Source organism: Qipengyuania sp., assembly GCF_964227205.1.
GTDB lineage: Bacteria > Pseudomonadota > Alphaproteobacteria > Sphingomonadales > Sphingomonadaceae > Qipengyuania.
The window spans coordinates 332,890-354,491 of the sequence record NZ_CAXQVB010000001.1; the positions used below are offsets into that span (position 1 = coordinate 332,890).

Below are 21,602 nucleotides of genomic sequence, written 5' to 3' on the forward strand. Positions count from 1 at the left end.
GGCGCAAGCTTCGGGCCCCTCGACATTGAACCAGAGGGAACTGCCATGTCGTCATTCGATCTGACCGGGAAGGTCGCCATCGTCACCGGGTCGAGCCGCGGGATCGGCCGAGCGATCGCCGAGGGGCTCGCCGCGCAGGGCGCGCGGGTGGTCATTTCGAGCCGCAAGCAGGATGCCTGCGAAGAGGTCGCCGCGGCGATCAATGCCGAGCATGGTGAAGGCACCGCTGTGGCGATTGCGGCCAGCATCTCCGAGAAGGCCCAGCTCGAGGATCTCTTCGCGCAGACCAAGGCCGCGCTCGGCCCCGTCGACATCCTCGTCTGCAATGCTGCGAGCAACCCCTATTACGGATCGATGGACGGGATCGCAGACGAGCAGTTCCGCAAGATCCTCGACAACAATGTCATCTCGAACCACTGGCTGATCCAGCTTGCCCTGCCCGACATGCGCGCCAAGGGCGATGGGGCGGTGGTGGTGATCAGCTCGATCGGGGGGCTGCGCGCCTCGACCACGATCGGCGCCTATTGCATTTCCAAGGCCGCCGATTTCCAGCTGGTGCGCAATTATGCGGCGGAGAACGGCCAGCACGGTATCCGCATCAACGGCATTGCGCCCGGCCTCGTGAAAACCGATTTCGCCAAGGCGCTGTGGGACAATCCGAAGGCGCTTGCCGCTACGGAAAAGGCGCTTGCGATGCGCCGGATCGGCGAGCCGGAGGATATCGCCGGGGCGGCGGTCTATCTCGCCTCGCCGGCGGCGAAGTGGACCACCGGCCAGACCATCGTGGTCGACGGCGGAGCGACGATCTAGGCCGGCATCCTAGGGAAGCTCGCTCCCGCCCAGCGCCTGCCACAGCAGCACGCGAGCGCGGCGCGCACGGCCCAATGCCGCCGCGGCGCGTTCGCCGCTCGCATCGGCAGCCCGGCGCGCCTCGAGCACGGTGAGGAAATCGGCGAGGCCGGCCTGGTAACGCGTGCCCGCCAGACGCGCGGCGCGCTGGAGATTGGCCGCCTCGCTCGCAGCAGCGGCGGCCTCGGCATCGGCAGCGGAGACAAGGCCGTATCCGGCCTCCGCATCGCCCAGCGCCGTGTAGACTGCGCCGCGATAGCCCTCGAAGGCCGCCTTCTTCTCGGCCGCGGCACCATCGATCTCGGCCGCGATCCGCCCGAAGTCGAGCAGCGGGCCGGCGATACCGGCGGCGAGCGATCCGACCACCGAGTCGCTGTCGAACAGGTCGCCGAGGCCGAAGGCCAGCAGGCCTATCGCGCCCGATAAGTTGAAGCTGGGGAAGCGCTGGCGCGCGGTTGCGGCCAGCTGCGCATCGGCAGCCGCCAGCGTGGCTGCGGCGGCCACCACGTCGGGTCGGTTGGCGAGCAGCGCCGAAGGCAGCGTCGCGGGCGGTGGGGGGACATCGTCTCCCGCGGCCTCACGGGCCAGGGCGGTGCGGACATCGGCACCGCCCTGTGCGGTCAGCGTCACAAGCCGCCCGAGCAGTCGCGTCCGCTCGCTCTCTAGCGCCGCCAGCCGGCTGCGCGAACTCGCCGCCGAACTTTCGGCCCGGACCCGGTCGAACCCCGGAGCGAGCCCCGCGCGTTCGCGTACGCCGGCCAGCCGCGCCAGTTCGTCGGCCGCGGCGAGATCGCTGCGAACCTCGCGCTCGCGCGCCTCGAGCGTGCGCCAGTCGATGACGCTCGCGGCGATTTCGGAAAGGAGCGCGATCCGCACCGCCTGGGCCTGCGCATTTGCGGCATCGACCCTTGCCAGCGCGGCGCGCTCACTCGCCTTGAGGCGCCCGAAGAGATCGACGTCCCAGCGCGCGGTGAGATTGGCGGCATAGGACACGCGTTCGGTATCGAAGGCGATGCCCGCCGGCAGGTTCCCGCCGAAAGAATTGGGATTGGTGCGCTGCCCGGTCACCGACGCATTGGCGCCGATGGAGGGAAGGCGTTCGGCACCGGCACGGTCAGCTCCCGCGCGCGCCTGCTCGATACGCGCGACCGCCTCGCCGAGCGTAGGCGAGGATGCAAGCGCCTGTTCGGCCAGCGCGACAAAGGCAGCATCGCCGGTCGGCATCAACCGGGCGAGCGCCGTCCCGGTCTGCGCGTCGGGCGCGAAAAGAAAGCCATCGGGCAGATCGGGCAGCGGCGTCGCCACGTCGGGCGGCGGTCCGGCTGTGCAGGCGGCCAGCGCCAACGCGCTCGCGGCGGTGGGGAGCACCCGCAATTTCACTCTCCGTCACCCTTGGCGGGTATATAGGCATCGACCTGCTGGCCGACGCGGAACAGTCCGTTGGTCTCGGGCAGCTGGTAAATCACCTGCAACACGCGCACGTCGACGCGTTCGGCGGCGCTGTTGGTGAGCGAGCGCTTGGGGATAACCAGCGGTTCTGCGCGCACGAATACTGCCTCCACCTGCCGGTTCGCCGCGCCGCGCGGGCTGACCGTGGCGGGGGCGCCCAGCCGAAGGTGCGGGGCCTGTTCCTCGTCGATGTCGATCCGGACGTGGAGCGGGCTCGTCTGGCCCATCTCGATGAATGGCTGCGCCCCGCCCCCGCCCATGGTGCTGACGAATTCGCCCTTGCGGATATTCACCGCCAGGATCTCGCCCGCGATCGGCGCACGGATCGCCAGCCGGTCGATCTCGGTGCGGGCCGATCCGGCGCGCGCCTCTGCCGCCTGCAGGCGCGCCTGCGCCAGCCGCAGGCGTTCGCTTGCCGCGGCGGCTTCACCCTCGGCGCGGATCACTTCGGCGCGGCTGACTGCGGCGGGATCTTCGACCTGTCGGTAGAGCGCAAGCTGGCGGGCTGCCGTGGCGCGCGCGCTCTGTGCTTCGGCGATCGCAGCGCGGGATTCGGTGATCGCGGCCCGCGCCTCGCGCAGCTGCGCGCGGGCGGCACGATCGTCGACCTTGAACAGCAACTGGCCCTCGCCGACACGGTCGCCCGGCTCGACGTAGAGACCTGTGACGAGCCCCGAAAGCGCCGATCCGATCTGGATCGTCTCGCTCGACGGTTCGACCACGCCGGAACCCGCCACACGAGGCTTTGCGGCAAGATCGGCAGGCGCATGCGGCGGCTCGCGCTCGGGATCAGACAGCGTGCGGTCGGGCAGTCCGGCAAGGATGAAGGCCGCCGCGCCGAGCAAGCCGACCACGGCGATCGCCGGGAGAATCTGGCGCGGAAAGCTGAGGTTTTTCCAGTCGAGGGCCATGTCAGTGTCCTTCGGGCATGTCGCTGCCGTCATGGGTGATCCGGCCGTCCTCGAGCACGAGGATGCGGTCGGCGAGGTCGAAGATACGATTGTCGTGGGTGACGATGATGCAGGCGCGGTTTTCGGCCACGGCAACCTCGCGCAGCAGGTCCATCACCCGGCGACCGGAGGATGCGTCGAGCGCCGCCGTGGGCTCGTCGCAAACCACCAGCCGCGGTTCATGCACCAGTGCACGGGCGATGGCGACGCGCTGTTGCTGGCCACCCGAAAGCTGGCTCGGCAGCTTGCCCGCCTGATCGCCGATGTTGAGTTTCTCGAGCATTTCCACCGCGCGCCTGCGCGCCGCGTGGCGCTCCATTCCCTGGGCGATCAGCGGCACTGCGGCATTGCTGGCGGCATCGATCGAGGGGATGAGATTGTACTGCTGGAAGATGAAGCCGATGTTGGCGAGGCGGAATTCGACGAGGTCGGTGTCGCCGAGGTCGTAGATGTCGGTCCCGAAGACCTTCACCTCGCCCAGGGTCGGCCAGAGAATCCCGCACATGATCGAGATCAGAGTGGTCTTGCCCGACCCGCTCTCGCCGACGAGGAAAGTCATCTCTCCCGCGCGGATATCGAGATCGATCCCGTGCAGCACGGTGATCGTCTGCTGCCCCGCCTGGAAATCGCGCGTCACGCCGCGGGTGCAGATCGCCGCTTCGGGATTGCAGCCGCCAATTGCGCTGGTGTCGAGCTTGCTTCCCATCAGCGGAACACCGATGCCGGTTCGGTTTTCAGCACGTTGCGCAACGCCAGCCAGCCGGTGAGCGCAAGGATCAGCGCGACCGACGCCAGGCTGATCAGCGGAATCTGCCAAGGGATGTAGAAGCCCTTGAAGGTCGGGTTGCTGGCAAAGCCCCAGATAAAGATGATCGTGCCCAGCACGCCCAGGCCATAGCCGATCAGCCCGACCAGTCCCGCCTGCACTGCCACCATGCGGCGGATCTTGGTATTGGTCACGCCGATCGCCTTGAGCGCGCCGAACTGCTTGATGTTGTCGCGGATGAAGAGGCTGAACGTGAGACCGACGATCGCCACGCCGACGATGAAGCCGAGCGCCACGGTGATCCCGAAGTTGAACGGGATGCCGGTGTTCTCGATGATGAAATCGATCCCGTCCTCGGCGAACTCGTCGCGCGTACGCGCCTTCAGCCCGGTCTCGCGCGTGATTCGTTGCGCCAGTGCCTGCGCCTGCTCGGGATCCTCCGCCCCGACCAGGACGAAGGACAGGCGGTTGCGGGTCCCGGGGACATAGTTCAGCGCCTGGCTGTATTTGGTGTAAAGCACCACGGTGCTGGTGAAACTGGGAATGGCGTCGGCGATACCGCGGATGACCGCGCGCTGGTCGTTGAGCTCGAGCCGCTCGTCGATCGGTGACTGGTCGGGGAACATGCGCGTCGCCCCGACATCGTCGATGATGACGCTGTCGGGGATCGAGAGGATATCCTTCGATCCTTCGATCATCCGCTTGGGCAGGCCGATGAGCGTGGCATCGTCGACCCCGATTACCGCCACGCCCTCGAGATCGCCATCCCCGGTGCGGACGCTGGCCTGCGCGCGGATATGCGGCACCGCCCAGGCGACCCCGGGCACGCTGCGCACCTTGTCGAGCGCAGTCGAGGGCATGGCATAGGCGACATCGGTGGTGCGGCTGACCGGGTCCATCACCCAGATATCGGCGCTCGAGACGTTATAGACACCGCTCGCCCCGCGCTCGATGAGATTGACGAAGATGGTCAGCTGCTGTGTGATGAGCAGGGTCGAAAAGGCAATTCCGAACACGAGCCCGTAGAACTTCTGGGCATCGCCGGTGAGCATCCTGATCGCGATCCAGAGCACGTGCGCTTGCCTTGTTCCCTCGCTTCGTCCATTATTGAACGATGTAGTTCACATGAACGGAGGCGTTCATATTGTCAAGCACCGCGCCCAAACGCAGTGGCCGCCCGGCAGACGAGGCCAAGCGCGAGGCGATCCTGGCCGCCGCGGCGGCGAGCTTTTTCGAGCACGGCTTCGCGGCCAGTTCGATCGAGCAGATCGCGGCCGATGCGGGTGTATCGAAGGTCACGATCTACAACCGTTTCGGCGACAAGCGCGCCCTGTTCACGGCGGCTGTCGAGCAGGAATGCGCGCAGTTGCGCAGCAGCCTGGAAGTGCCCGAGATCGGCTCGGGCAGCCTGCGCGACCGGCTGACCGCCATCGCCGAAGCCATGGTGTCCTTCCTGTCGCGCCCCCGGATGGTGCAATTCGAAAGGCGCATCGCGGCCGAGACCGAGCACGAACCGGCGGTTGGCGAAGCGTTCCTCGCCGCGGGGCCGTTGCGGATGAAAAAGGCCTTTGCCGCGCGGCTCGCCGCCATGCATGAGGCCGGTGAAATCGACATCGACGACCCCGACCTGGCGGCCGAACAATTCGCCAGCATGTGCAAGGGGATGGGCGATCTCGAGCGCCGCTTCGGCGCGCCGGACGATCCCGGCCGCAACCGCGCGCGGATCGCCGGTGCGGTCGAGGTCTTCTGTCGCGCCTACGCCCGGCGCTGAGCGGGCCTCAGCGCTCGAGCGTGATCGAAATCCTGCGGTTGCGCGGATCGGACGGGTCGTTCGCGATCAGCGGTTCGGTATCGGCGACGCCTTCGATCCGGCGGAAGCGATTGCGCGCGATCCCGTGACGAATGAGCATCTGCCGCGTGGTTTCGGCGCGCCCGGCAGAGAGCGACCAGTTGTTGACCCGCGCCGGATCGCGATACTGCAGGGCATCGGTATGTCCGCGCACGGTGATCTTGCCGCCCTCGGGCCCGATCGCCTCGGCGATAAGATCGAGCAAGGCTCGTGCATCGGTGGTCAGGACGGTGGTTCCCAGGGAAAACATCGAGAAGTCCGCATCGTCGACCAGGTCGATCCTGATGCCGGTGGTCGTATCGACCATGCGCACCTGACGCATAAGCCGCTTGAGGCGTTCCTTGTCGGCGATCGCCTCGGCTACGCGGTGCTCGATCTGTTTGACGCTGGCGGCGCCCTCCTTCGGGCCGCCGGTCGCATCGCGCGGAACAGTCAGCGTCTTGGTGCCGGTCTGCCCCGCGGCATGCGGATAGCTGTCGACATCGACCAGCGAGGAACCGCCGAGCACGCCATCGGCGCCCGCGCTCTGCTCCTTGGTCTTGACCAGTGTCGGCGTGAAATAGTCGGCCAGTCCCTTGCGCTGGTCCTCGGTCGTTGCGCCGAGCAGCCACAGCAAAAGGAAGAAGGCCATCATCGCGGTCACGAAGTCGGCATAGGCCACCTTCCAGGCACCGCCATGATGCCCGGCCGCGACCACGGTGACCTTCTTGACGATGATCGGAGCGGGTGGTTCGTTGCGGCCCGCCGCCTTGCTGGCCATCCTACCGACCCCTGAGAGCGTCGAGCAGCTCGTTCAGCCCCGGGCGAACCGTATGGCCGAGGCCCGAGCGGGCGCTTTCGACCACCAGCGGCTGCGGGTGGCCGTAGAGCGAGGCGATGATCACCTGCTTGACCGCGTGAAAGATCTGCTCGTCCTGTTCGAGCACCTGCTTGAGGCGTCCGGCGAGCGGGCCGACGATACCATAGGCCAGCAGCACGCCGAGGAAGGTTCCGACCAGTGCCGAGCCGATCATGCCGCCGAGGATTTCGGGCGGCTTGTCGATCGAACCCATGGTCTTGACCACGCCGAGGACGGCCGCGACGATCCCCAGCGCTGGCAGCGCATCGGCGAGCGACTGGAGCGTGTGCTGCGGCTCGTGGAGCTCGTGGAAATGCGTCTTCATCGCATTGTCCATCACTTCCTCGACCGCATGCGTCTCGAGCGTGCCCGACGATACCACCAGCAGCGTCAGCGTGTCGCAGATGAGACCCACGAGCGGCTCGTTCTTGAGCAGGTTGGGATAGGCGCTGAAGATCGTCGAATCCTGCGGGTTTTCGACATGGCTCTCGAGCGCCACCGGCCCTTCGTTCTTGAGCAGCTTCATGCATTGCGCGGTCAATGCGATCGCGTCGATATGATCCTGCTTGGTGTGCTGCGGCCCCTTGAAAATGACCTTCAAGGATCGACCGATCGCCTTGAGGCCATCCATCGAATTGCCCGCCACCAGCGCGCCGATTGCGGCGCCGCCGATGATCAGCATCTCATGCGGCACGGCTTCCATGACAGGCCCGAGGGCGCCGCCGGTGAGGGCGAAGCCGCCGAACACCATGACGAGCAAGATGACTATTCCGATTGCGGCGAACACGATTGAATCCCCTGTTGTTTCCGGCCGCGATCAGCGCAGCATCGAGAAGAGCGAAAGATTGGCGAGACGGACGAAGCTGGCCTGGGTTGCCTCGAGGACGGTAAGCGTTTCCTGCAGCCGGCTCATCGTCACGGCGATATCGGCACCGCCAACATTCGAGCGTTCATCGGCCACGCGTTCGGCATTGGCCTCGCGCCGTTCGCTCATCAGGTCGATCCAGTTGAGCCGCGCGCCGACCACGGTCTGCGCGGTGGTGACTTTCTCGAGACCCGCATCGAGGTCGACCAGCGAGGCGGCGCCGGCATCGGCCCCGCCCTGTCCGCCGGCCTTGAGCGCGGTCGCCAGATCACCGAGCACGGTGAACAGGTCTTTCGAGCCATTCGCGGTATCGAACTGGAAGATCTCGGGACCGGTCAGACCCGGCACCACCGACTGCCCCTCGCCGATTTCGAGCGGCGTGACTTCCGTGGTGCCCACGAACTGGATCACGCCGCCGTTGTCGGCATAGGCCGCCCCTGCAGTCTGCCCGCCGAGCAGCGAGTGCCCGGCGATGTTCCGGCTGTTCGCCAGCAGCACGAGGTTTTCGCGCAGGCTGGCCACCTCCACCCCGATCGCGGCGCGCTGGTCGTCGCTGAGCGTGGCGTTGGATGCCTGCACGGCCAGTTCGCGCACCCGAACGACGAGGTCGGCGACCGAGCTGAGCGTCCGGTCGGTGAGCGACAGGTCGGCCTCGGCAAGCTGCGAATTGCGCGTATCGACGGTGGCGATCCGCTCGTTGCGGCTGATCATGCGCAGCCGCGCCGCCGCAACCGGGTCGTCCGAGGAGCGCTCGAGCCGCTCGCCGGTCCCGATCTGCTGCTGGAGCGATTCCGCCTGCGCGCGAAGACTGCCGATCTGGCGCGTTCCCCGCTCGTAAAAGGCCCCGGTGCTGAGATTGATCATCGGCCGATTCCCAGAAGTGTGTCGAAGATGTCGCTCGCAGTCTGCATCGCCCGGCCCGAAGCCTGAAATGCCTGCTGGAAACGGATCAGATTGGCCGCCTCGGCATCGAGATCGACGCCCGACTGCTGTTCCAGCGAGACTCGCGCCGACGAGGCAATCGTCTCGAGCGCGCTCTGTGTGACGTTGCGCCCTGCGACCTTGCTCGACACGTCGAACAGCAAGCCACTGAGCTGCTGGGCCGGATCGATGCCGGCTAGCGATTTGCGAAGTGCGTTGAGATTGGCGTCGTCACGGCTCCCCGCCGCAGCGCCCGCGGGCGCGGTCGCGAGGCCCCTGCCATCGGTCATCGCAACGCGAAGTGTGCCCGCCGTGCTGCCCGCAAAGAGCGGCTGCCCCTGCGAACCGTCGAGCGCTACGCCGGCCGCCTGGGCATTGTTCACCGCATCGGCGAGCCCTGCGGCAATCGTATCGAGCCGTCCGCGGACCGAGGCCAGCTCGGTGAGCGCCAGCGAGGCTCCCGCGAGCGCGCCCGAACCCGGCGTGACCGCTTGGCCGTCGACCGCAAAGCTCAGCGTGCCGTCGGCGGCAGTCGCCGAGCTCAGGGTGGATGCGGCGCCACCCTGCACGAAGCTGCGTGCCGGATTGCTGCCGAGCGAAACCGCGACCGTGCCATCGCTGGCGAAGGTCGTCGTGATCGAGCTGAAGCCCGCGAGACGTTCGAGCAGCTGGTCGCGCTGGTCGAGCAGCGCGGCACGGTCGCTGCTGCCACCCCCGGCACGCGTGAGGCGCAGATTGACCCGTGCCAGCTCGGCGCCGACGATATTGGCGTTCGAAACCTGCGCCTCGGCTTCGAAACGCAAGCCTGCGCCCACCGAATCGAAGCCCGAGGCGGTGATGTTGAACTTGTTGGCGAGCGTATCGGCTTCGGCCACCACGGCGGCGCGGCGCGAGGGATCGATGGGGTCGCCGGCGAGCTGCTGGAGCACTGCCTCGAATTCGACGATGGCGGTGAAGACGCCCGACTGTTCGAGAGCGCTTTCCATGTTGCGCAGGCCTGCCAGCTCGGTGTTGGCGCGCTGCAGGTCGCCCGAAGTGCGACGCACTTCACCCTGGAGGAAGGAATCGGCGTTGCGGCGGATCTCGGCGATCCGCGCACCCGACAGCGAGATGTCGCCGATCCGGCCGGCGCCGCCCGAGGCGGAGACTTCCTCGATCCGCAGGCTGCGACGGACGTAGCCATCGCTCGACGCATTGGCGATGTTCTGCGCCGTGACATCGAGCGCGCCGCGCGCCGCGCGGGCGCCGCTGGCGGCGATCGAGAGAAGGTCGGAAGCCATCAGCTCTCACCCTGCGGCAGGAAGCGCGACAGCTGCTGTTCGATGGCCGCGGCGAAGCCGAGCTGGCCCGATTGCGCGGTCACCTCGGCAAAACGCGCATCGCGCATCTCGCGGAAGGTATCCTCGCCCTCGCCGCTGAACAGGTCGTTGCCGCCGAAATCGGTGCTCCGCGCGCTGGCGAGCATCTGGCGCAGCAGGATCGCCTCGAACTGCTGCGCCGCCTGGCGCAGTTCGCTGCGATCCGGGGAGGCCGGTTTTTCGCCAAGCGGCTTTGCCCCGGGCATGGAGATCGTTAGGGCCGTCATATGATCACGAGCTCCGCGGTGAGCGATCCGGCCTGCTTGAGACCTTCGAGGATCGCGACGAGGTCGGCGGGAGTAGCGCCCAGCGCGTTGAGCGCATCGACCACCTCGGCAAGCGAGGCACCCGGCCCGACGCGCGAGACGACATTGTCCTGCTGGCGCGCGGTGATCGTGCTGTTCTGCTCGACTGCAGTCCGTCCGCGCGAGAACGGCTCGGGCTGGACCACGGTGGGGTTTTCGTCGATCCGCACGACCAGGCTGCCGTGGCTGATCGCCGCAGGGGCCAGACGCACGGCGCTCGAGATGACGATCGTGCCGGTGCGGCTGTTGATCACCACCTTGGCGGCGCGTTCGGCCGGGTCGACATCGAGCATTTCGATTCGCGCCATGATCTCGGCGCGGGTGTTGGCACCCGGCGGGAGCATCAGCGCGAGCGTCACGCCATCCTCGACCTGCGCCATGCCCGGGTAGGCGGCGTTGATCGCATCGCGCACGCGCGAGATGGTCAGGAAGTCGGCTTGGTAGAGATTCCAGCGCAGCACTTCGGAAAAGTCGAAATTGCTGGCAACCGCCTGCTCGACGGTAGCGCCGTCGGCAATGCGACCCACCGTCGGCACGTTGACGGTCAGCTTGGATCCGTCCTTGCCCGAAACGCCGAGCCCGCCGACCGCGAGATTGCCTTGGGCCATCGCGTAAATCTGGCCATCGGCGCCGTAGAGCGGGGTCATCACCAGCGCGCCGCCGCGCAGCGACTTGGCCTTGCCCATGGTCGACACGGTCACGTCGATCCGCTGGCCCGGCTTGGCGAAGGCGGGCAGCTCGGCGGTGATGATCACCGCGGCCGCATTCTTGAGTGCGGGATTCACGCCCGGCGGCAGCTGCAGGCCGAGCCGTCCCGACACGCCGCGCATGGCCTGCGTGACATAGGCGAAATTGTCGTCGCCCGACCCGTCGAGGCCGACGACGACGCCATAGCCGGTCAGCTGGTTCGATCGAACCGACTGGAACTGGCCGAGATCGCGGACCCGCTCGGCCGCTGCCGGAACCGGCAGCGACGCGAGCAGCGCGACGAAGAGGAGAGCGAGGCGACGGATCATGATCGGCATCCTCAAAAGGGCGAGATCGCGCCGAAGAACTTGGACAGCCAGCCTTCGCGGCTCGCGCGCTGGACCGAGCCCGCGCCCGAGTAGGAGATGCGCGCATCGGCCACACGGATCGAGGGAATGCGATTGTCCTGGTCGATGTCGGCAAGGCGGATGATGCCCGAAAGCTGGACCCATTCTTCGCCCTGGCTGAGTTGCATGACCTTTTCCCCGCGTACGAGCGCCGTCCCGTTCGGCCGGACCTCGGCAATGGTCACGGTCAGGTCGGCACGGATCGAACTGGCCTGGGAAGCATCGCCCGATCCTTTGAACGACGAACCGCCCGAGGCATTAAGATCGCTGTCGTCGATTCCGATGAAGCTGGGCAGCGACAGGCCGACGTTGCCGTCGCGCTTGGTCGACCCGCTGGTCGATTTCGAAGTCTGTGTACGCTCCACCAGAACGATGGTGACGATATCGCCGACCTGCGCTGCGCGATTGCCGTAATAGAGCGGCGCATAGCCCTGGCTGGCCTGGTAGATGGCGCCATCCTGATGGCGGACCTGCGTGGCCTGCGGTGCTGGCGGAAGCGCGGCGGCGAAGCCTTGCGGCCGCGCCGAACCGCCACCACAGGCGGCTAGCGCGAGCGCCAGGGGAAGAATGCAGAAAGCGGGTTTCATCGCAGCGATCCTCACAGTGTCTGGTTGGCGTTGCGGAGCATTTCGTCGACGGCCGAAACCATCTTCGAGCTGATTTCGTAGGCGCGCTGGCATTCGATCATCTCGACCAGCTCCTCGACGATGTTGACATTCGAGGATTCGAGCATGCCCTGGCGGATATTGCCTCGCCCGTTCTCGCCACCCGGTGCCAGTTCGGCAGCGCCGCTGGCGGCGGTTTCGACAAGGAAGTTGTCGCCGATCGCCTGCAGGCCGGCAGGGTTGGTGAAGCGCGCGACCTGGATCTGGCCCAGTTCGGTCGCTTCGGCCTCGCCGGGCACGGTCGCCGACACGGTACCGTCGGGCGATACGGCGATCGACGTCGCGCCTTCGGGCACGGTGATCGCCGGCTGCACCGAATAGCCCTGCTGGGTCACCAGCTGGCCTTCGGCGGACACGGTGAAATTGCCTGCGCGCGTATAGCCGGTGCGACCGCCGGGCATTTCGATCTGGAAATAGCCATCACCGTCGAGCGCGAGGTCGAATGCGTTGCCGGTGGTGTTCAGCGCCCCCTGCGTCATGATCTGGCTGGTCGATTGGACCGCGACGCCGGTGCCGAGGTTGAGGCCCGTGGCATAGGCGGTTTCACCCGACGAGCGCTGACCCGCGACGCGGGCGTCCTGATAGGCAAGCGTGGCGAAATTGGCGCGGTCGCGCTTGAAGCCGGTGGTACCGACGTTGGCGAGGTTGTTGGCAATCACGCGCATCCGCGCGTCCTGCGCCTCGAGCCCGGTACGAGCGACCTGAAGGGCTGAAGTGGGCATGGTGGTGTTCCTTTTCCCTGATTAGCCGAGGCGCATGAGCTGCGCGCCGCTTTCGTCGATTTCGCGAGCGGTCGAGATCAGCTTGCTGCGCATGGCGAAAAGCCGCTGCGCGTCGATCATCTCGACCAGCACTTCGGTGGGTTTGACATTGGACTGTTCGAGCGCGCCGGTCTGGACGGTCGCGGCCTCGTCGGTCGGCAGGACGCCGCCGCCTTCGACCCGGAAGAGGCCGTCGAGCCCCTTGCTGACCGGCGAACCCGCCCAGGTCGCCAGCTTGATCCGGCCGACTTCGGCCGGGGGCTGGTCGGGCGCTGCGGGATCGGTGATCGTCACCGTCCCGTCGGGCGCGATCCCGGGGATGCCGACCGGCGGGATGGTGATCGGGCCGGTGTCGCCGAGCACCGGCCGCCCGTCGCCATTGACGAGCAGGCCGGTAGCCGAAATCGACAGGTCGCCGCGGCGCGTATAGGCCTCGGTGCCATCTTCCGCCTGGACCGCCAGCAGCGCATCGGTCGCGACCGCGATGTCGAGATCGCGACCGGTTTCGATGATTTCTCCCGCCGCCATGTCCGCTCCGCGGACTGCAGTGGTCTGCATCGCGCGCGCCTCGTTGGGCTGGCCCTCGATGGTGACCGGGCGCTGGTCGAGCAGTTCGGCGCGAAACCCGAGCGTATTGGCATTGGCCATATTGCTCGCGATGACGCGCTGGCTGTCCATCGACGCCCGCATGCCCGAAAGAGCGGTATAGATGAGGCGGTCCATGGCGATCAGGTCCGCAGGTTGATGACGGTCTGCGAGATCTGGGTCGCGGTGTCGATCGCCTTGGCATTGGCCTGGAAGTTGCGCTGGGCGGTGATCAGCCCGACGAGTTCCTCGGCAATGTCGACGTTCGAGCGCTCGAGCGCACCCGAGAGCAGCGAACCATAGGCGCCCGAGCCGGGCGAGCCATAGCTGGCGGGCCCAGACAGGCCGGTGCCTTCCCAGTTCGCCGAACCGACCTTCTTGAGCCCGGTCGGCGAGATGAAGCTGGCGAGCGCCACCGCGCCGATCGGTTCGACGGACCCGTCGGCATAGGATGCCTGGACAAGACCTTCGGCGGTGATCGTCACGCCGGCAAACTCGGCTCCCGCAGCGTTCTGGGCAGGAATCTGGGCGTCGGAGATGGTGTTGCCGGTCACCTGGCCGTTGGCATCGACCGGGAACAGCTGCAGGCGGTTGCCGCCGCTGTCGGCGATGCTGCCCGTTTCGGTCATCGTGAACGAACCCGCACGGGTATAGAGCGTCGAACCGTCGACTCCCGAGCGCGTGGTGAAGAAGCCGTCACCGGTGATCGCGAGGTCGAGCGCCGAGCCGGTCTGTTCCACCGGGCCGAGCGCAAAATTCTGCGTGATCGACGATACCGAGGCACCGATGCCCTGGATCATGCGCGGGTTGGTCAGCGCCGAACCGGCGACGATTTCGGAGAACTCGGTGCGGCTGCGCTTGAAGCCGTAGGTTTCCGAGTTCGAGATATTGTGCGCGATCACCCCGAGCGAGGTCTGCGCGTTCTTCATGCCGTTGAGCGAAGTGTAGAAGGACATGGGGTGTCTCCCTGGTCAGAGTTCGGATGCGGACTGGGTGGTTTCGATCAGCTGGTCGAGCTTGTCCGCTATCCGCTCGAGCATGGCATTGGTTTCGGAAACCCCGGCGAGCGAGGAGAACTGCGCCATCTGGGCCAGCATTTCCTTGTTATCGACGGGATCGAAGGGATCCTGCTGCTGCATCTGGACGGTCAGCAGGCGCAGGAAGTCGCCCTGGCCCAGCGCGTCCATGCCGCGGCCCGAAACGGCCTTGGCGGTGTTGGTGGCGCCAGCCACCTGATTGGTCGTCGAAGTGATCATTTCATCCTCATCGTTTCGAGCATGAGCTGCTTGGCGGTCGACATCGCTTCGACCATGTTGCGGTACTGGCGCGAGGCTTCGAGCATCTCGACCATCTCGGAGTTTTCATCGACCGGCGCTTCCCAGACATCGCCGTTCTCGTCGGCGAGCGGGTGCCCGGGATCGTGGCGGCGGATCGGCGCGACATCCTCGCGCACCACCCCGCCCACGCGGACCGAGGAAAGGCCGCTGGCACGATCGAGCTCCTGCTCGAACACGGTGCGCATCGGGCGATAGGCTTCTTCCTCGCTGCCCGCGATCGAGCCGGCATTGGCAAGGTTTGACGCGGCCGTGTTCATGCGCATGAGCTGCGCGGACATGGCGCGATGACCGATTTCGAAGAAGGTCGGGCCGGCCATCGTCATTCGCCTCGGATCGCGCGGGTGACAGTCTCGACCCGTCCGCGCAGGAAGCCGAGCGTTGCCGTATAGGCGACCGCGTTCTCGGCGAAAGCTGCCTGCTCGGTCGCCATTTCGACGGTGTTGCCGTCGAGGCTGGCCATGGTCGGGATGCGGTACTGCATCGCGCCTTCGCTGGCGCGATCGCTTTCGGCGCCGCCCAACCGCGCCTGCAGCGCGGCGGCGAAATCGACGTCGCGCGCCTTGTAGCCGGGCGTGGCGGCATTGGCGATATTCGAGCCGAGCACGCTCATACGCTGCGACCGGATTTCCAGTGCCGCCCCGTGAATGCCGAACAAACCTTCGCTCATGTGAGCCTCCGCGAATTATTACGGAAGATGTTCAGCAAGGGGCGTGCCAAAACCGAATTGCCGCCACGAAACGGCGCAAACCGGCAAGCACTGGCAAAGCTTTGCCGGTTGGCGGCAAAGTTCATCCGCCGGATAAAACTGCCGCTGCCGCCGCCGTTCTAGGCTGCAAGGAGTAGCTATCCCATGCTGGAAACCTGGTTTGATCCCGCCGCGATCGCCATCGTCCTCGTCGGCACGCTCGTGGCGACGGCGATGCGCTGCGGCATTGCCGACAGCCGGACGGCACTCGGTGCCGTGCGCGGCCTGTTCGAACGCGCCTTCAACGTGACCCGCGCCAAGGCCGAGCTCGCGCTGCAGATCCGCGAGATCGCCGACGACGGATTCGTCCGCGCCGAAGTCCGCCGCTTCGGCGACAATGAATTCGACAGCCTCTCCGACCTGATGATCAGCCAGCGCTCGATCCAGTCGCTCCACTCCGAACACCTGAAGTTCAAGCAAGCGCGCCTCGCCCGCGCACAGACTGCCACCCGCGTGCTCGACTGCGCCGCCGAACTGGCGCCGGTCTTCGGGCTGGCCGGGACGCTGATCGCGCTGGGCCAGGCGCAAGGTCCGTCTTCGCCCGATACCGGCCTCGTCGGCGCTATCGCAATGGCGGTCGTCACCACGCTCTATGGGCTGGTCGCCGCCAATTTCCTCTTCGCCCCGCTGGCGAGCGCGATCGGACGCAAGTCGCGGCAGGAAGAACGCGATCGCGACGAGGTGCTCGAATGGCTCGCCCACGGTATTCGCAAAACAGGCGTCCGTAGCGCGATCCCGATGCCCGACAGGGAAGCGGCATGATCCTGCGCGCCGCATCGGGTTGGCAGACCGCGACAGCGGACCTCGCGCTGATCCTGTTCCTTATTACCGCGCAGGCCGTGCGCGAGGAGCAGCCCACACCCGCCATCGCGACCCAGAGCGGGACCCCTGCGCCAGTCGCCTCTTCCGCGCTCGCACTGCACAGGCCCGCGCAAGGCGAAGACGTCCGCGAATGGTTGCTCGCCACCGTCACCGACGAACGGCAAGTCGCCACCATCTCCGTTAGCTACACGCGCGAACGGCGGGCATATGCACTTGCCGAGGGCGAGCGCCTGCTCGGGGAAGCCGAAGCCGCCGGAGTGGCGGCACGACTGGTGGCCATGCCCGATGCGCGCGACGATACCGTCATCGCGGTGGACTACCTCCGCGAAGAAGGAGATGGCACGAACCTTGCTCGATAGGCGCCGAGGCCCCGTGGGGGCCATCACGCCAACCAGAGTCAGGATCGACCATGCGCCAACTCTTTCTTGCACCCCTTGCCGCTTCGCTGCTCGCGACGACCGCCGCAGCCGCCACGCCGATGGATCTGTCGATAATCGATCGCGCGGTCGCCGATTTCACCGGCGCCGAGGTCGGCCAGCCCGGCGGGGCCAAGCTTCCGGTCGACCGTCGCCTGCGCCTCGCCACCTGTCAGACACCGCTCGACCTGCAATGGTTCGGGCGCGATCAGCGCTCGGTCCAGATTGCCTGCCCCGGCGCGGGGTGGCGCATCTATGTCGCGGTCGACAATGGCGGCGGCGGTGGTTCCCACGGCGCGCAGAATTATGGCGAGACGCTCGTCCACCGCGGCGAGGCCGTCAGCATCCAGGTGCGCGGCGGGGGGTTCACGCTGACCCGGCAAGGCTCTGCCATGGAAGACGGCGCACAGGGCGAATGGATCAAGGTGCGCGCCACGGGCGAACGCACCGAAACGCTGCGTGCCATGGTCATCCGCCCGGGCCAGGTCGGCATCGAATTGCCGTAGGCGGCACATTTTATTGCCGGGGAGTTAAACTCGCCAATTCCTCGCCGTTCTGTGGAGCAACCAGCCAATGGAGCGGAACGATGCGAATTGTCGGATTGCCGGAATTCTCGGGAGCGGTCGTGCGTTCGAGCACAGCCGTTTCGGCAGCGGGAAAGATTTCGCCGTCTCAGAAAGTCGCGGCCGAATCCCATCAGGCCGACGCTCCCATTGCCACCTCGCGCCTGTCGGCGGGTTCGCAGGCTCCGGTCGATAGCGACCGCGTGGCCGAGATCCGCAAGGCGATCCAGTCCGATACCTATCCGCTGATCCCCTTCGAGATCGCCGACGCGATCATCGCTGCGGGCCTTTATGGAAAGATCGCGAAATGAGCCGCAAACAGGAAACGCTGGCGACCCTGCAACAGATGCTCGCACTTTTGCAGGGTGAGCGGCAGGCGCTTGCCGCTCTCGACCTGGAACGGATCGTCACCTGCACCACGGGCAAGATGGATTTGTGCACCAAGCTGGAGGCCGTCGAACAGGACAGCCTCGACGAAGAATGCCTCGGCGTCCTCGACGCGGTTCGTCGCCTCAACGAGATCAACCGCCGCCTGCGCAACCTCATCGCCAGCAACGTCCAGAACCGTCTCGGCGCGCTAAGCGGCAGCAACCAACCCTACTCCGCCCTGCCCCGGCAAGGCATGAGCGTGGCACTCGCCTGAGCCCTTCGTCCTGTCGCACGGATAAATTGGCACGGACCTTGCTGATCCACCGGGAAAGCAATTCCCGGAGGTTTCGTGCCCACCATCAGTCCTATCCAGACCGCCGAAGTGCAGGGCGCCATCGCCCGCGCTGCGCAGCGGACGGGGGTCGACTTCGATTACCTGCTGGCACAGGCGCGGCTTGAATCGGGCCTCGATCCCAATGCGAAGGCGGGCACGTCTAGCGCAACGGGCCTCTACCAGTTTATCGATTCCACCTGGCTGCGCACGCTCGACCGGCATGCCGCCAAGCACGGCATGGACTGGGCCGATGCCGCGATCGGACCCAATGGCCGCGTTGCCGACCGTGCCACGCGCGATCACCTGCTGGCGCTGCGTTACGATGCCGATGCCTCGTCGCTGATGGCCGCCGAACTGACCCGCGAAAACGCCGACGGCCTGCGCACCAGCCTGGGACGCGAACCCGAACCGGCCGAACTCTATCTCGCCCATTTCCTCGGCCTCGGCGGTGCCCGGCAATTCCTCGGCGCGCTCGAAAGCAATCCGGGCCAGTCGGCCGCCGCGCTCATGCCGCAGGCAGCCCGCGCCAACCGGGCGATCTTCTACGATGGCGGCTCGCCGCGTTCGGTCGGCGATGTCATGTCGCTGATGCGCAACAAGGTCGCCACGGCCTATGGCACAGCCCAAATGCCGGGCGGCGGCAACCGGCTCGACTACGATTTCGCCGGCTTCGCAGCGCGCCCGGCCTTCCGCCAGACGATGCCCAGCCGCAGCAACCTCGCCGTCCCCTCGCTCCCTCCCGCGGGCGGGCCGCGACCGTCGATGGCGGATACGCTGCGCTCGACCTTCGGCGATGGCGGCGCGGGCCCTAGCCGGGCGAACAACCACATCGCCGCCGCCTATGGCAAGTTCAAGGCGTTCGGCCTGTGAGCGCGCGCCAGATCCTCAACCCCGGCCTCGCGCTGCCGATCGGCATCCTGACCATCATCCTGCTGATGGTCGTGCCGATCCCGGCAATGCTGCTCGACGTCTTCTTCGTGCTCAACATCGCCCTGTCGGTGTCGGTCCTGATGGCGGCGATGAATGCGCAGAAGCCACTCGATTTCTCGTCCTTCCCCTCGGTTCTGCTCTTCGCGACGCTGCTTCGCCTTGCGCTCAACGTCGCCTCGACGCGGATCGTGCTGCTCAACGGGCACGAGGGCGGAGCCGCCGCCGGCAAGGTCATCGAGGCCTTCGGTGCCTTCCTGATCGGCGGCAATTTCGCCGTCGGCATCTTCGTCTTCCTGATCCTCATGGTCATCAATCTGATGGTCGTGACCAAGGGCGCAGGCCGCGTGTCGGAAGTCTCCGCCCGCTTCACCCTCGACGCCCTGCCCGGCAAGCAAATGGCGATCGACGCCGATCTCGCCGCCGGCCTGCTTACTGCCGACGAGGCCAAGGCCCGTCGTCGCGAAATCGCTACCGAAGCCGATTTCTACGGCTCGATGGACGGTGCCAGCAAGTTCGTGAAGGGCGATGCCGTCGCCGCGCTGCTCATTCTGGGCATCAACGTGATCGCGGGTCTCGTGCTCGGCATCACCACGCACGATCTCTCGGCCGGCGATGCGGCGCAATTTTATATTACCCTGGCCGTCGGCGACGCGCTGGTCGCGTCGGTCCCGGCGCTGCTGCTCTCGATTGCCGCGGCGGTGATCGTCACCCGCGTATCCGATGCGCGCGATCTCACCGGCCAGATCGGCGGCCAGCTTTCCGACCCCAAGATCTGGTTGCCGGTCGGCTGCATTCTCACCGTGATCGGCTGTATCCCCGCGATGCCGCAATCGATCATACTGCCCCTTGCCGCCGGTGCCTTCTGGCTGTGGAATCAATTGCGCAAGCGCCAGGAAGCGGCGCAGAGCCAGCCCGAACCCGAGGTTGTCGTCGACCCCGCGAAAATCGCGATCGAGGAGGTAACCGACCAGACGCTGGTAACCATCCAGCTCGGCTACGGCCTCATCCACATGACCGACGAGAAGCGCGGCGCGACGCTGGTCGCGCGGTTGACCGGTCTGCGCAAGCAAATGTGCCAGACCTTCGGTTTCATCGTCCCGCAATTCCGCATCGAAGACAGTTTCGAGGTCGAGCCCGATTCCTATCGCATCACGCTTGGTGGAGCGATGATTGGTGGGGGCAAGATCAAGCCCGACCACCTGCTGGCCATCGATACCGGCGAAGTCATGAATTCACAGCCGATCCCCGGCGAAGCGACCATCGACCCCAGCTTCGGCTGTCCGGCGCTGTGGATCGATCCCGGCACGCGCGACCTGGCGGTCGCCGAAGGCTATCTCGCCGTCGATCCCGAAAGCGTGATCGCAACGCAGATCCACCAGCTGCTCGCCGCGCGGGCGCAGGACCTGCTGGGACCCGACCAGGTCCGCGACCTGATCGACCACCTGCGCGCGCGCCATGGCCAGCTGATCGAGACGATCACTCCGCAGCCGCTCACTCTGGCGGCGGTGACCCGTCTGCTACGCGCGCTGCTCGCCGACGGTATCTCGCTGCGCCATTCGCTGCGCGTATTCTCGAGCATTTCGCTCGCCGCCCAGCAGACCGCCGAACACGATCGCCTGATCGACATCGTTCGCGCGGACCTTGGCGCGATGATCGTCGCCGAAGCCTGTCCGCCCGATGCCAAGCTGCCGGTCATCACGCTGGCCGCGCGGCTCGAGGAAATGGTCGTCGGCGGATTGCAGGACCCGGCTTCGGGTGAAATCGTCATCGAACCCGACCTCGCCCGCTCGATCGGCGAGCGCATCGGTGCGATCGTCGCCCAGCGCGACCCCGCCGCCCCGCGCCCGGCCCTGATCGTCCAGCCGCGCGCACGCCGCGCGCTGACAGCGCTGCTGCGCCTGCGCGCGCCGCAGTGCCTGGTGCTCTCGATCAACGAATTGCCCGCCGCCCAGCCGATCGAAGTGATCGCGGTCGTCGGCGACGAAACCCAAGAACAACCCGCCCAACTCGGTCATGAAACGGAGGCCCTCGCGGCATGAAGTACGACCACTCCAATTTCAACGCCCAGCGCGCCTATTCGAGCGAGATCAACGACCGCATAGGCAGGTTCCTGCCGATGGTCCGCAAGCTGGCGTGGTATTACGAGGGCAGCTGCGGCGCATCGGTCGATATCGACGACCTCATGCAGGCCGGCATGATCGCCCTGACCGAATGCGCCCAGAAGCATGATCGCCCCGGCGAGGACGGATTTGCGGCCTACGCGAAGATGCGTGTCCGCGGCGCGATGATCGACCTGCTGCGCTCGCAGTCCCCGCAAGCGCGCGGCGCAGCCGCACAGCGTCGCCGGATCGATGCCGCAGTCGATGAACTGCGCAGCCGGCTCGGCCGCGATCCGTCGGCGGCGGAAGTCGCACGAACACTCGAGATTTCGATCGAGGAGTACCACGACATGCGTACGCAATTGGCAACCCGGGTCGTCGATCTCGAAGACTGCTACTCGGATTCCAACGCCGCATTCGAATCCGCCGAACCCGATGCCGAAACCGCCCTCCTCGAAGCCGGCGATCGGGTCGCGCTGGCCCAAGCCATCGCCGAACTCCCCGAGCGGCTGCAGCTCGTCATCAAGCTGCACTTCATAGAAGAGTTGAACCTCACCGAAATCGCAGCGATCCTGGATGTCAGCGTTCCGCGCGTCCATCAGCTGAAATCCTCGGCGCTCACGAAACTCAGGCTCTCGATCGTCGAAAGCGAAGCTGCCTGATCTCTTCCTGCTCGGGTAGGAACCTTTCAATATTTACGGGTGATAGTGGGGCTTGGCCGGATGGCAGAGA

Annotated in this window: 28 protein-coding genes; 11 read left to right on the plus strand and 17 right to left on the minus strand. The window is 66.5% G+C overall.

Annotation, left to right across the window (positions count from 1 at the left end; all coding sequences use genetic code 11):
• Positions 1 to 45 precede the first annotated feature (45 nt).
• A complete protein-coding gene (locus tag ACEQZ0_RS01675) occupies positions 46 to 810 on the plus strand; it encodes an SDR family NAD(P)-dependent oxidoreductase (RefSeq protein WP_370187740.1) in 765 nt (254 codons plus the stop codon).
• A gap of 9 nt (positions 811 to 819) precedes the next feature.
• Here ACEQZ0_RS01675 and ACEQZ0_RS01680 read toward each other — a convergent pair whose 3' ends face one another.
• From ACEQZ0_RS01680 to ACEQZ0_RS01695, 4 genes are read right to left on the minus strand one after another with little or no spacing between them, the layout of a single operon-like run.
• A complete protein-coding gene (locus ACEQZ0_RS01680; protein WP_370187862.1) occupies positions 820 to 2,217 on the minus strand; it encodes an efflux transporter outer membrane subunit in 1,398 nt (465 codons plus the stop codon).
• Positions 2,218 to 2,225: 8 nt separating this feature from the next.
• On the minus strand, positions 2,226 to 3,209 hold the full coding sequence (locus tag ACEQZ0_RS01685; RefSeq protein ID WP_370187743.1) for an efflux RND transporter periplasmic adaptor subunit: 984 nt from the start codon (positions 3,207 to 3,209) through the stop codon (positions 2,226 to 2,228).
• A gap of 1 nt (position 3,210) precedes the next feature.
• Positions 3,211 to 3,954 (minus strand): ABC transporter ATP-binding protein, encoded by a 744-nt coding sequence (locus ACEQZ0_RS01690; protein WP_370187746.1) that lies wholly within the window; start codon positions 3,952 to 3,954, stop codon positions 3,211 to 3,213.
• The gene (locus tag ACEQZ0_RS01695) at positions 3,954 to 5,087 is read right to left on the minus strand and encodes an ABC transporter permease (protein WP_370187748.1); all 1,134 of its coding nucleotides are present in this window, start codon (positions 5,085 to 5,087) and stop codon (positions 3,954 to 3,956) included. The genes ACEQZ0_RS01690 and ACEQZ0_RS01695 overlap by 1 nt, the downstream gene beginning before the upstream one ends.
• A 71-nt stretch (positions 5,088 to 5,158) precedes the next feature.
• Here ACEQZ0_RS01695 and ACEQZ0_RS01700 point away from each other — a divergent pair, with 71 nt between their 5' ends.
• A complete protein-coding gene (locus ACEQZ0_RS01700; protein ID WP_370187749.1) occupies positions 5,159 to 5,785 on the plus strand; it encodes a TetR/AcrR family transcriptional regulator in 627 nt (208 codons plus the stop codon).
• A gap of 7 nt (positions 5,786 to 5,792) precedes the next feature.
• Here the strand turns inward: ACEQZ0_RS01700 and ACEQZ0_RS01705 are convergent, their stop codons facing one another.
• Genes ACEQZ0_RS01705 through flgB form a run of 13 tightly spaced genes read right to left on the minus strand, consistent with a single transcriptional unit; the run spans position 5,793 to position 15,259 of the window.
• Complete coding sequence (locus ACEQZ0_RS01705) at positions 5,793 to 6,623, minus strand: flagellar motor protein MotB (RefSeq protein WP_370187751.1); 831 nt, start codon at positions 6,621 to 6,623, stop codon at positions 5,793 to 5,795.
• 1 nt (position 6,624) lies between these two features.
• Positions 6,625 to 7,488 carry a flagellar motor stator protein MotA gene (gene motA, locus ACEQZ0_RS01710; protein ID WP_370187753.1) on the minus strand — a complete coding sequence of 288 codons (864 nt, stop codon included), beginning with the start codon at positions 7,486 to 7,488 and terminating at the stop codon, positions 6,625 to 6,627.
• A gap of 30 nt (positions 7,489 to 7,518) precedes the next feature.
• Positions 7,519 to 8,430, minus strand: a complete 912-nt coding sequence (locus tag ACEQZ0_RS01715; RefSeq protein ID WP_370187755.1) for a flagellar biosynthesis protein FlgL — start codon at positions 8,428 to 8,430, stop codon at positions 7,519 to 7,521.
• Complete coding sequence (flgK, locus tag ACEQZ0_RS01720) at positions 8,427 to 9,767, minus strand: flagellar hook-associated protein FlgK (protein ID WP_370187757.1); 1,341 nt, start codon at positions 9,765 to 9,767, stop codon at positions 8,427 to 8,429. The genes ACEQZ0_RS01715 and flgK overlap by 4 nt, the downstream gene beginning before the upstream one ends.
• The gene (locus tag ACEQZ0_RS01725; RefSeq protein ID WP_370187759.1) at positions 9,767 to 10,072 is read right to left on the minus strand and encodes a rod-binding protein; all 306 of its coding nucleotides are present in this window, start codon (positions 10,070 to 10,072) and stop codon (positions 9,767 to 9,769) included. The genes flgK and ACEQZ0_RS01725 overlap by 1 nt, the downstream gene beginning before the upstream one ends.
• Entirely contained in the window at positions 10,069 to 11,166 is a 1,098-nt protein-coding gene (locus tag ACEQZ0_RS01730) for a flagellar basal body P-ring protein FlgI (protein WP_370187761.1), read from the minus strand. The genes ACEQZ0_RS01725 and ACEQZ0_RS01730 overlap by 4 nt, the downstream gene beginning before the upstream one ends.
• Positions 11,167 to 11,177: 11 nt before the next feature.
• The gene (locus tag ACEQZ0_RS01735) at positions 11,178 to 11,831 is read right to left on the minus strand and encodes a flagellar basal body L-ring protein FlgH (RefSeq protein ID WP_370187763.1); all 654 of its coding nucleotides are present in this window, start codon (positions 11,829 to 11,831) and stop codon (positions 11,178 to 11,180) included.
• Positions 11,832 to 11,842: 11 nt separating this feature from the next.
• Positions 11,843 to 12,631, minus strand: coding sequence for a flagellar basal-body rod protein FlgG (flgG, locus tag ACEQZ0_RS01740; protein WP_370187765.1), 789 nt, complete (start codon positions 12,629 to 12,631; stop codon positions 11,843 to 11,845).
• Between the two features lie 21 nt (positions 12,632 to 12,652).
• Positions 12,653 to 13,393, minus strand: coding sequence for a flagellar basal body rod protein FlgF (locus ACEQZ0_RS01745; RefSeq protein WP_370187767.1), 741 nt, complete (start codon positions 13,391 to 13,393; stop codon positions 12,653 to 12,655).
• 5 nt (positions 13,394 to 13,398) lie between these two features.
• Positions 13,399 to 14,211 carry a flagellar hook-basal body complex protein gene (locus ACEQZ0_RS01750; protein WP_370187769.1) on the minus strand — a complete coding sequence of 271 codons (813 nt, stop codon included), beginning with the start codon at positions 14,209 to 14,211 and terminating at the stop codon, positions 13,399 to 13,401.
• A 15-nt stretch (positions 14,212 to 14,226) separates the two neighbouring features.
• Complete coding sequence (locus ACEQZ0_RS01755; protein ID WP_370187771.1) at positions 14,227 to 14,511, minus strand: flagellar hook assembly protein FlgD; 285 nt, start codon at positions 14,509 to 14,511, stop codon at positions 14,227 to 14,229.
• Positions 14,508 to 14,909, minus strand: coding sequence for a flagellar basal body rod protein FlgC (flgC, locus tag ACEQZ0_RS01760; RefSeq protein ID WP_370187773.1), 402 nt, complete (start codon positions 14,907 to 14,909; stop codon positions 14,508 to 14,510). Before flgC ends, ACEQZ0_RS01755 begins: the two co-directional genes overlap by 4 nt.
• A gap of 2 nt (positions 14,910 to 14,911) precedes the next feature.
• Positions 14,912 to 15,259 (minus strand): flagellar basal body rod protein FlgB, encoded by a 348-nt coding sequence (gene flgB, locus ACEQZ0_RS01765; RefSeq protein WP_370187774.1) that lies wholly within the window; start codon positions 15,257 to 15,259, stop codon positions 14,912 to 14,914.
• On the opposite strand from flgB, the gene ACEQZ0_RS01770 reads away from it, so the two are divergent.
• The 9 genes from ACEQZ0_RS01770 (at position 15,260) to ACEQZ0_RS01810 (ending at position 21,532) form a co-directional block, all read left to right on the plus strand.
• Positions 15,260 to 15,421 carry a hypothetical protein gene (locus ACEQZ0_RS01770; protein ID WP_372529830.1) on the plus strand — a complete coding sequence of 54 codons (162 nt, stop codon included), beginning with the start codon at positions 15,260 to 15,262 and terminating at the stop codon, positions 15,419 to 15,421.
• Between the two features lie 21 nt (positions 15,422 to 15,442).
• Complete coding sequence (locus tag ACEQZ0_RS01775) at positions 15,443 to 16,099, plus strand: MotA/TolQ/ExbB proton channel family protein (RefSeq protein ID WP_370187776.1); 657 nt, start codon at positions 15,443 to 15,445, stop codon at positions 16,097 to 16,099.
• Positions 16,096 to 16,518: a hypothetical protein gene (locus ACEQZ0_RS01780; RefSeq protein WP_370187778.1), complete on the plus strand. Its 423-nt coding sequence runs from the start codon at positions 16,096 to 16,098 to the stop codon at positions 16,516 to 16,518. The genes ACEQZ0_RS01775 and ACEQZ0_RS01780 overlap by 4 nt, the downstream gene beginning before the upstream one ends.
• A gap of 50 nt (positions 16,519 to 16,568) precedes the next feature.
• Positions 16,569 to 17,081: a flagella basal body P-ring formation protein FlgA gene (locus ACEQZ0_RS01785; protein ID WP_370187780.1), complete on the plus strand. Its 513-nt coding sequence runs from the start codon at positions 16,569 to 16,571 to the stop codon at positions 17,079 to 17,081.
• Positions 17,082 to 17,200: 119 nt separating this feature from the next.
• Complete coding sequence (locus ACEQZ0_RS01790; protein WP_370187783.1) at positions 17,201 to 17,449, plus strand: flagellar biosynthesis anti-sigma factor FlgM; 249 nt, start codon at positions 17,201 to 17,203, stop codon at positions 17,447 to 17,449.
• Positions 17,446 to 17,781 (plus strand): hypothetical protein, encoded by a 336-nt coding sequence (locus ACEQZ0_RS01795; RefSeq protein ID WP_370187785.1) that lies wholly within the window; start codon positions 17,446 to 17,448, stop codon positions 17,779 to 17,781. The genes ACEQZ0_RS01790 and ACEQZ0_RS01795 overlap by 4 nt, the downstream gene beginning before the upstream one ends.
• 75 nt (positions 17,782 to 17,856) lie before the next feature.
• Entirely contained in the window at positions 17,857 to 18,711 is an 855-nt protein-coding gene (locus ACEQZ0_RS01800; protein WP_370187787.1) for a transglycosylase SLT domain-containing protein, read from the plus strand.
• Positions 18,708 to 20,810: a flagellar biosynthesis protein FlhA gene (locus ACEQZ0_RS01805; RefSeq protein ID WP_370187788.1), complete on the plus strand. Its 2,103-nt coding sequence runs from the start codon at positions 18,708 to 18,710 to the stop codon at positions 20,808 to 20,810. Before ACEQZ0_RS01800 ends, ACEQZ0_RS01805 begins: the two co-directional genes overlap by 4 nt.
• Positions 20,807 to 21,532: a sigma-70 family RNA polymerase sigma factor gene (locus tag ACEQZ0_RS01810; RefSeq protein WP_370187790.1), complete on the plus strand. Its 726-nt coding sequence runs from the start codon at positions 20,807 to 20,809 to the stop codon at positions 21,530 to 21,532. Before ACEQZ0_RS01805 ends, ACEQZ0_RS01810 begins: the two co-directional genes overlap by 4 nt.
• Positions 21,533 to 21,602: the final 70 nt, after the last annotated feature.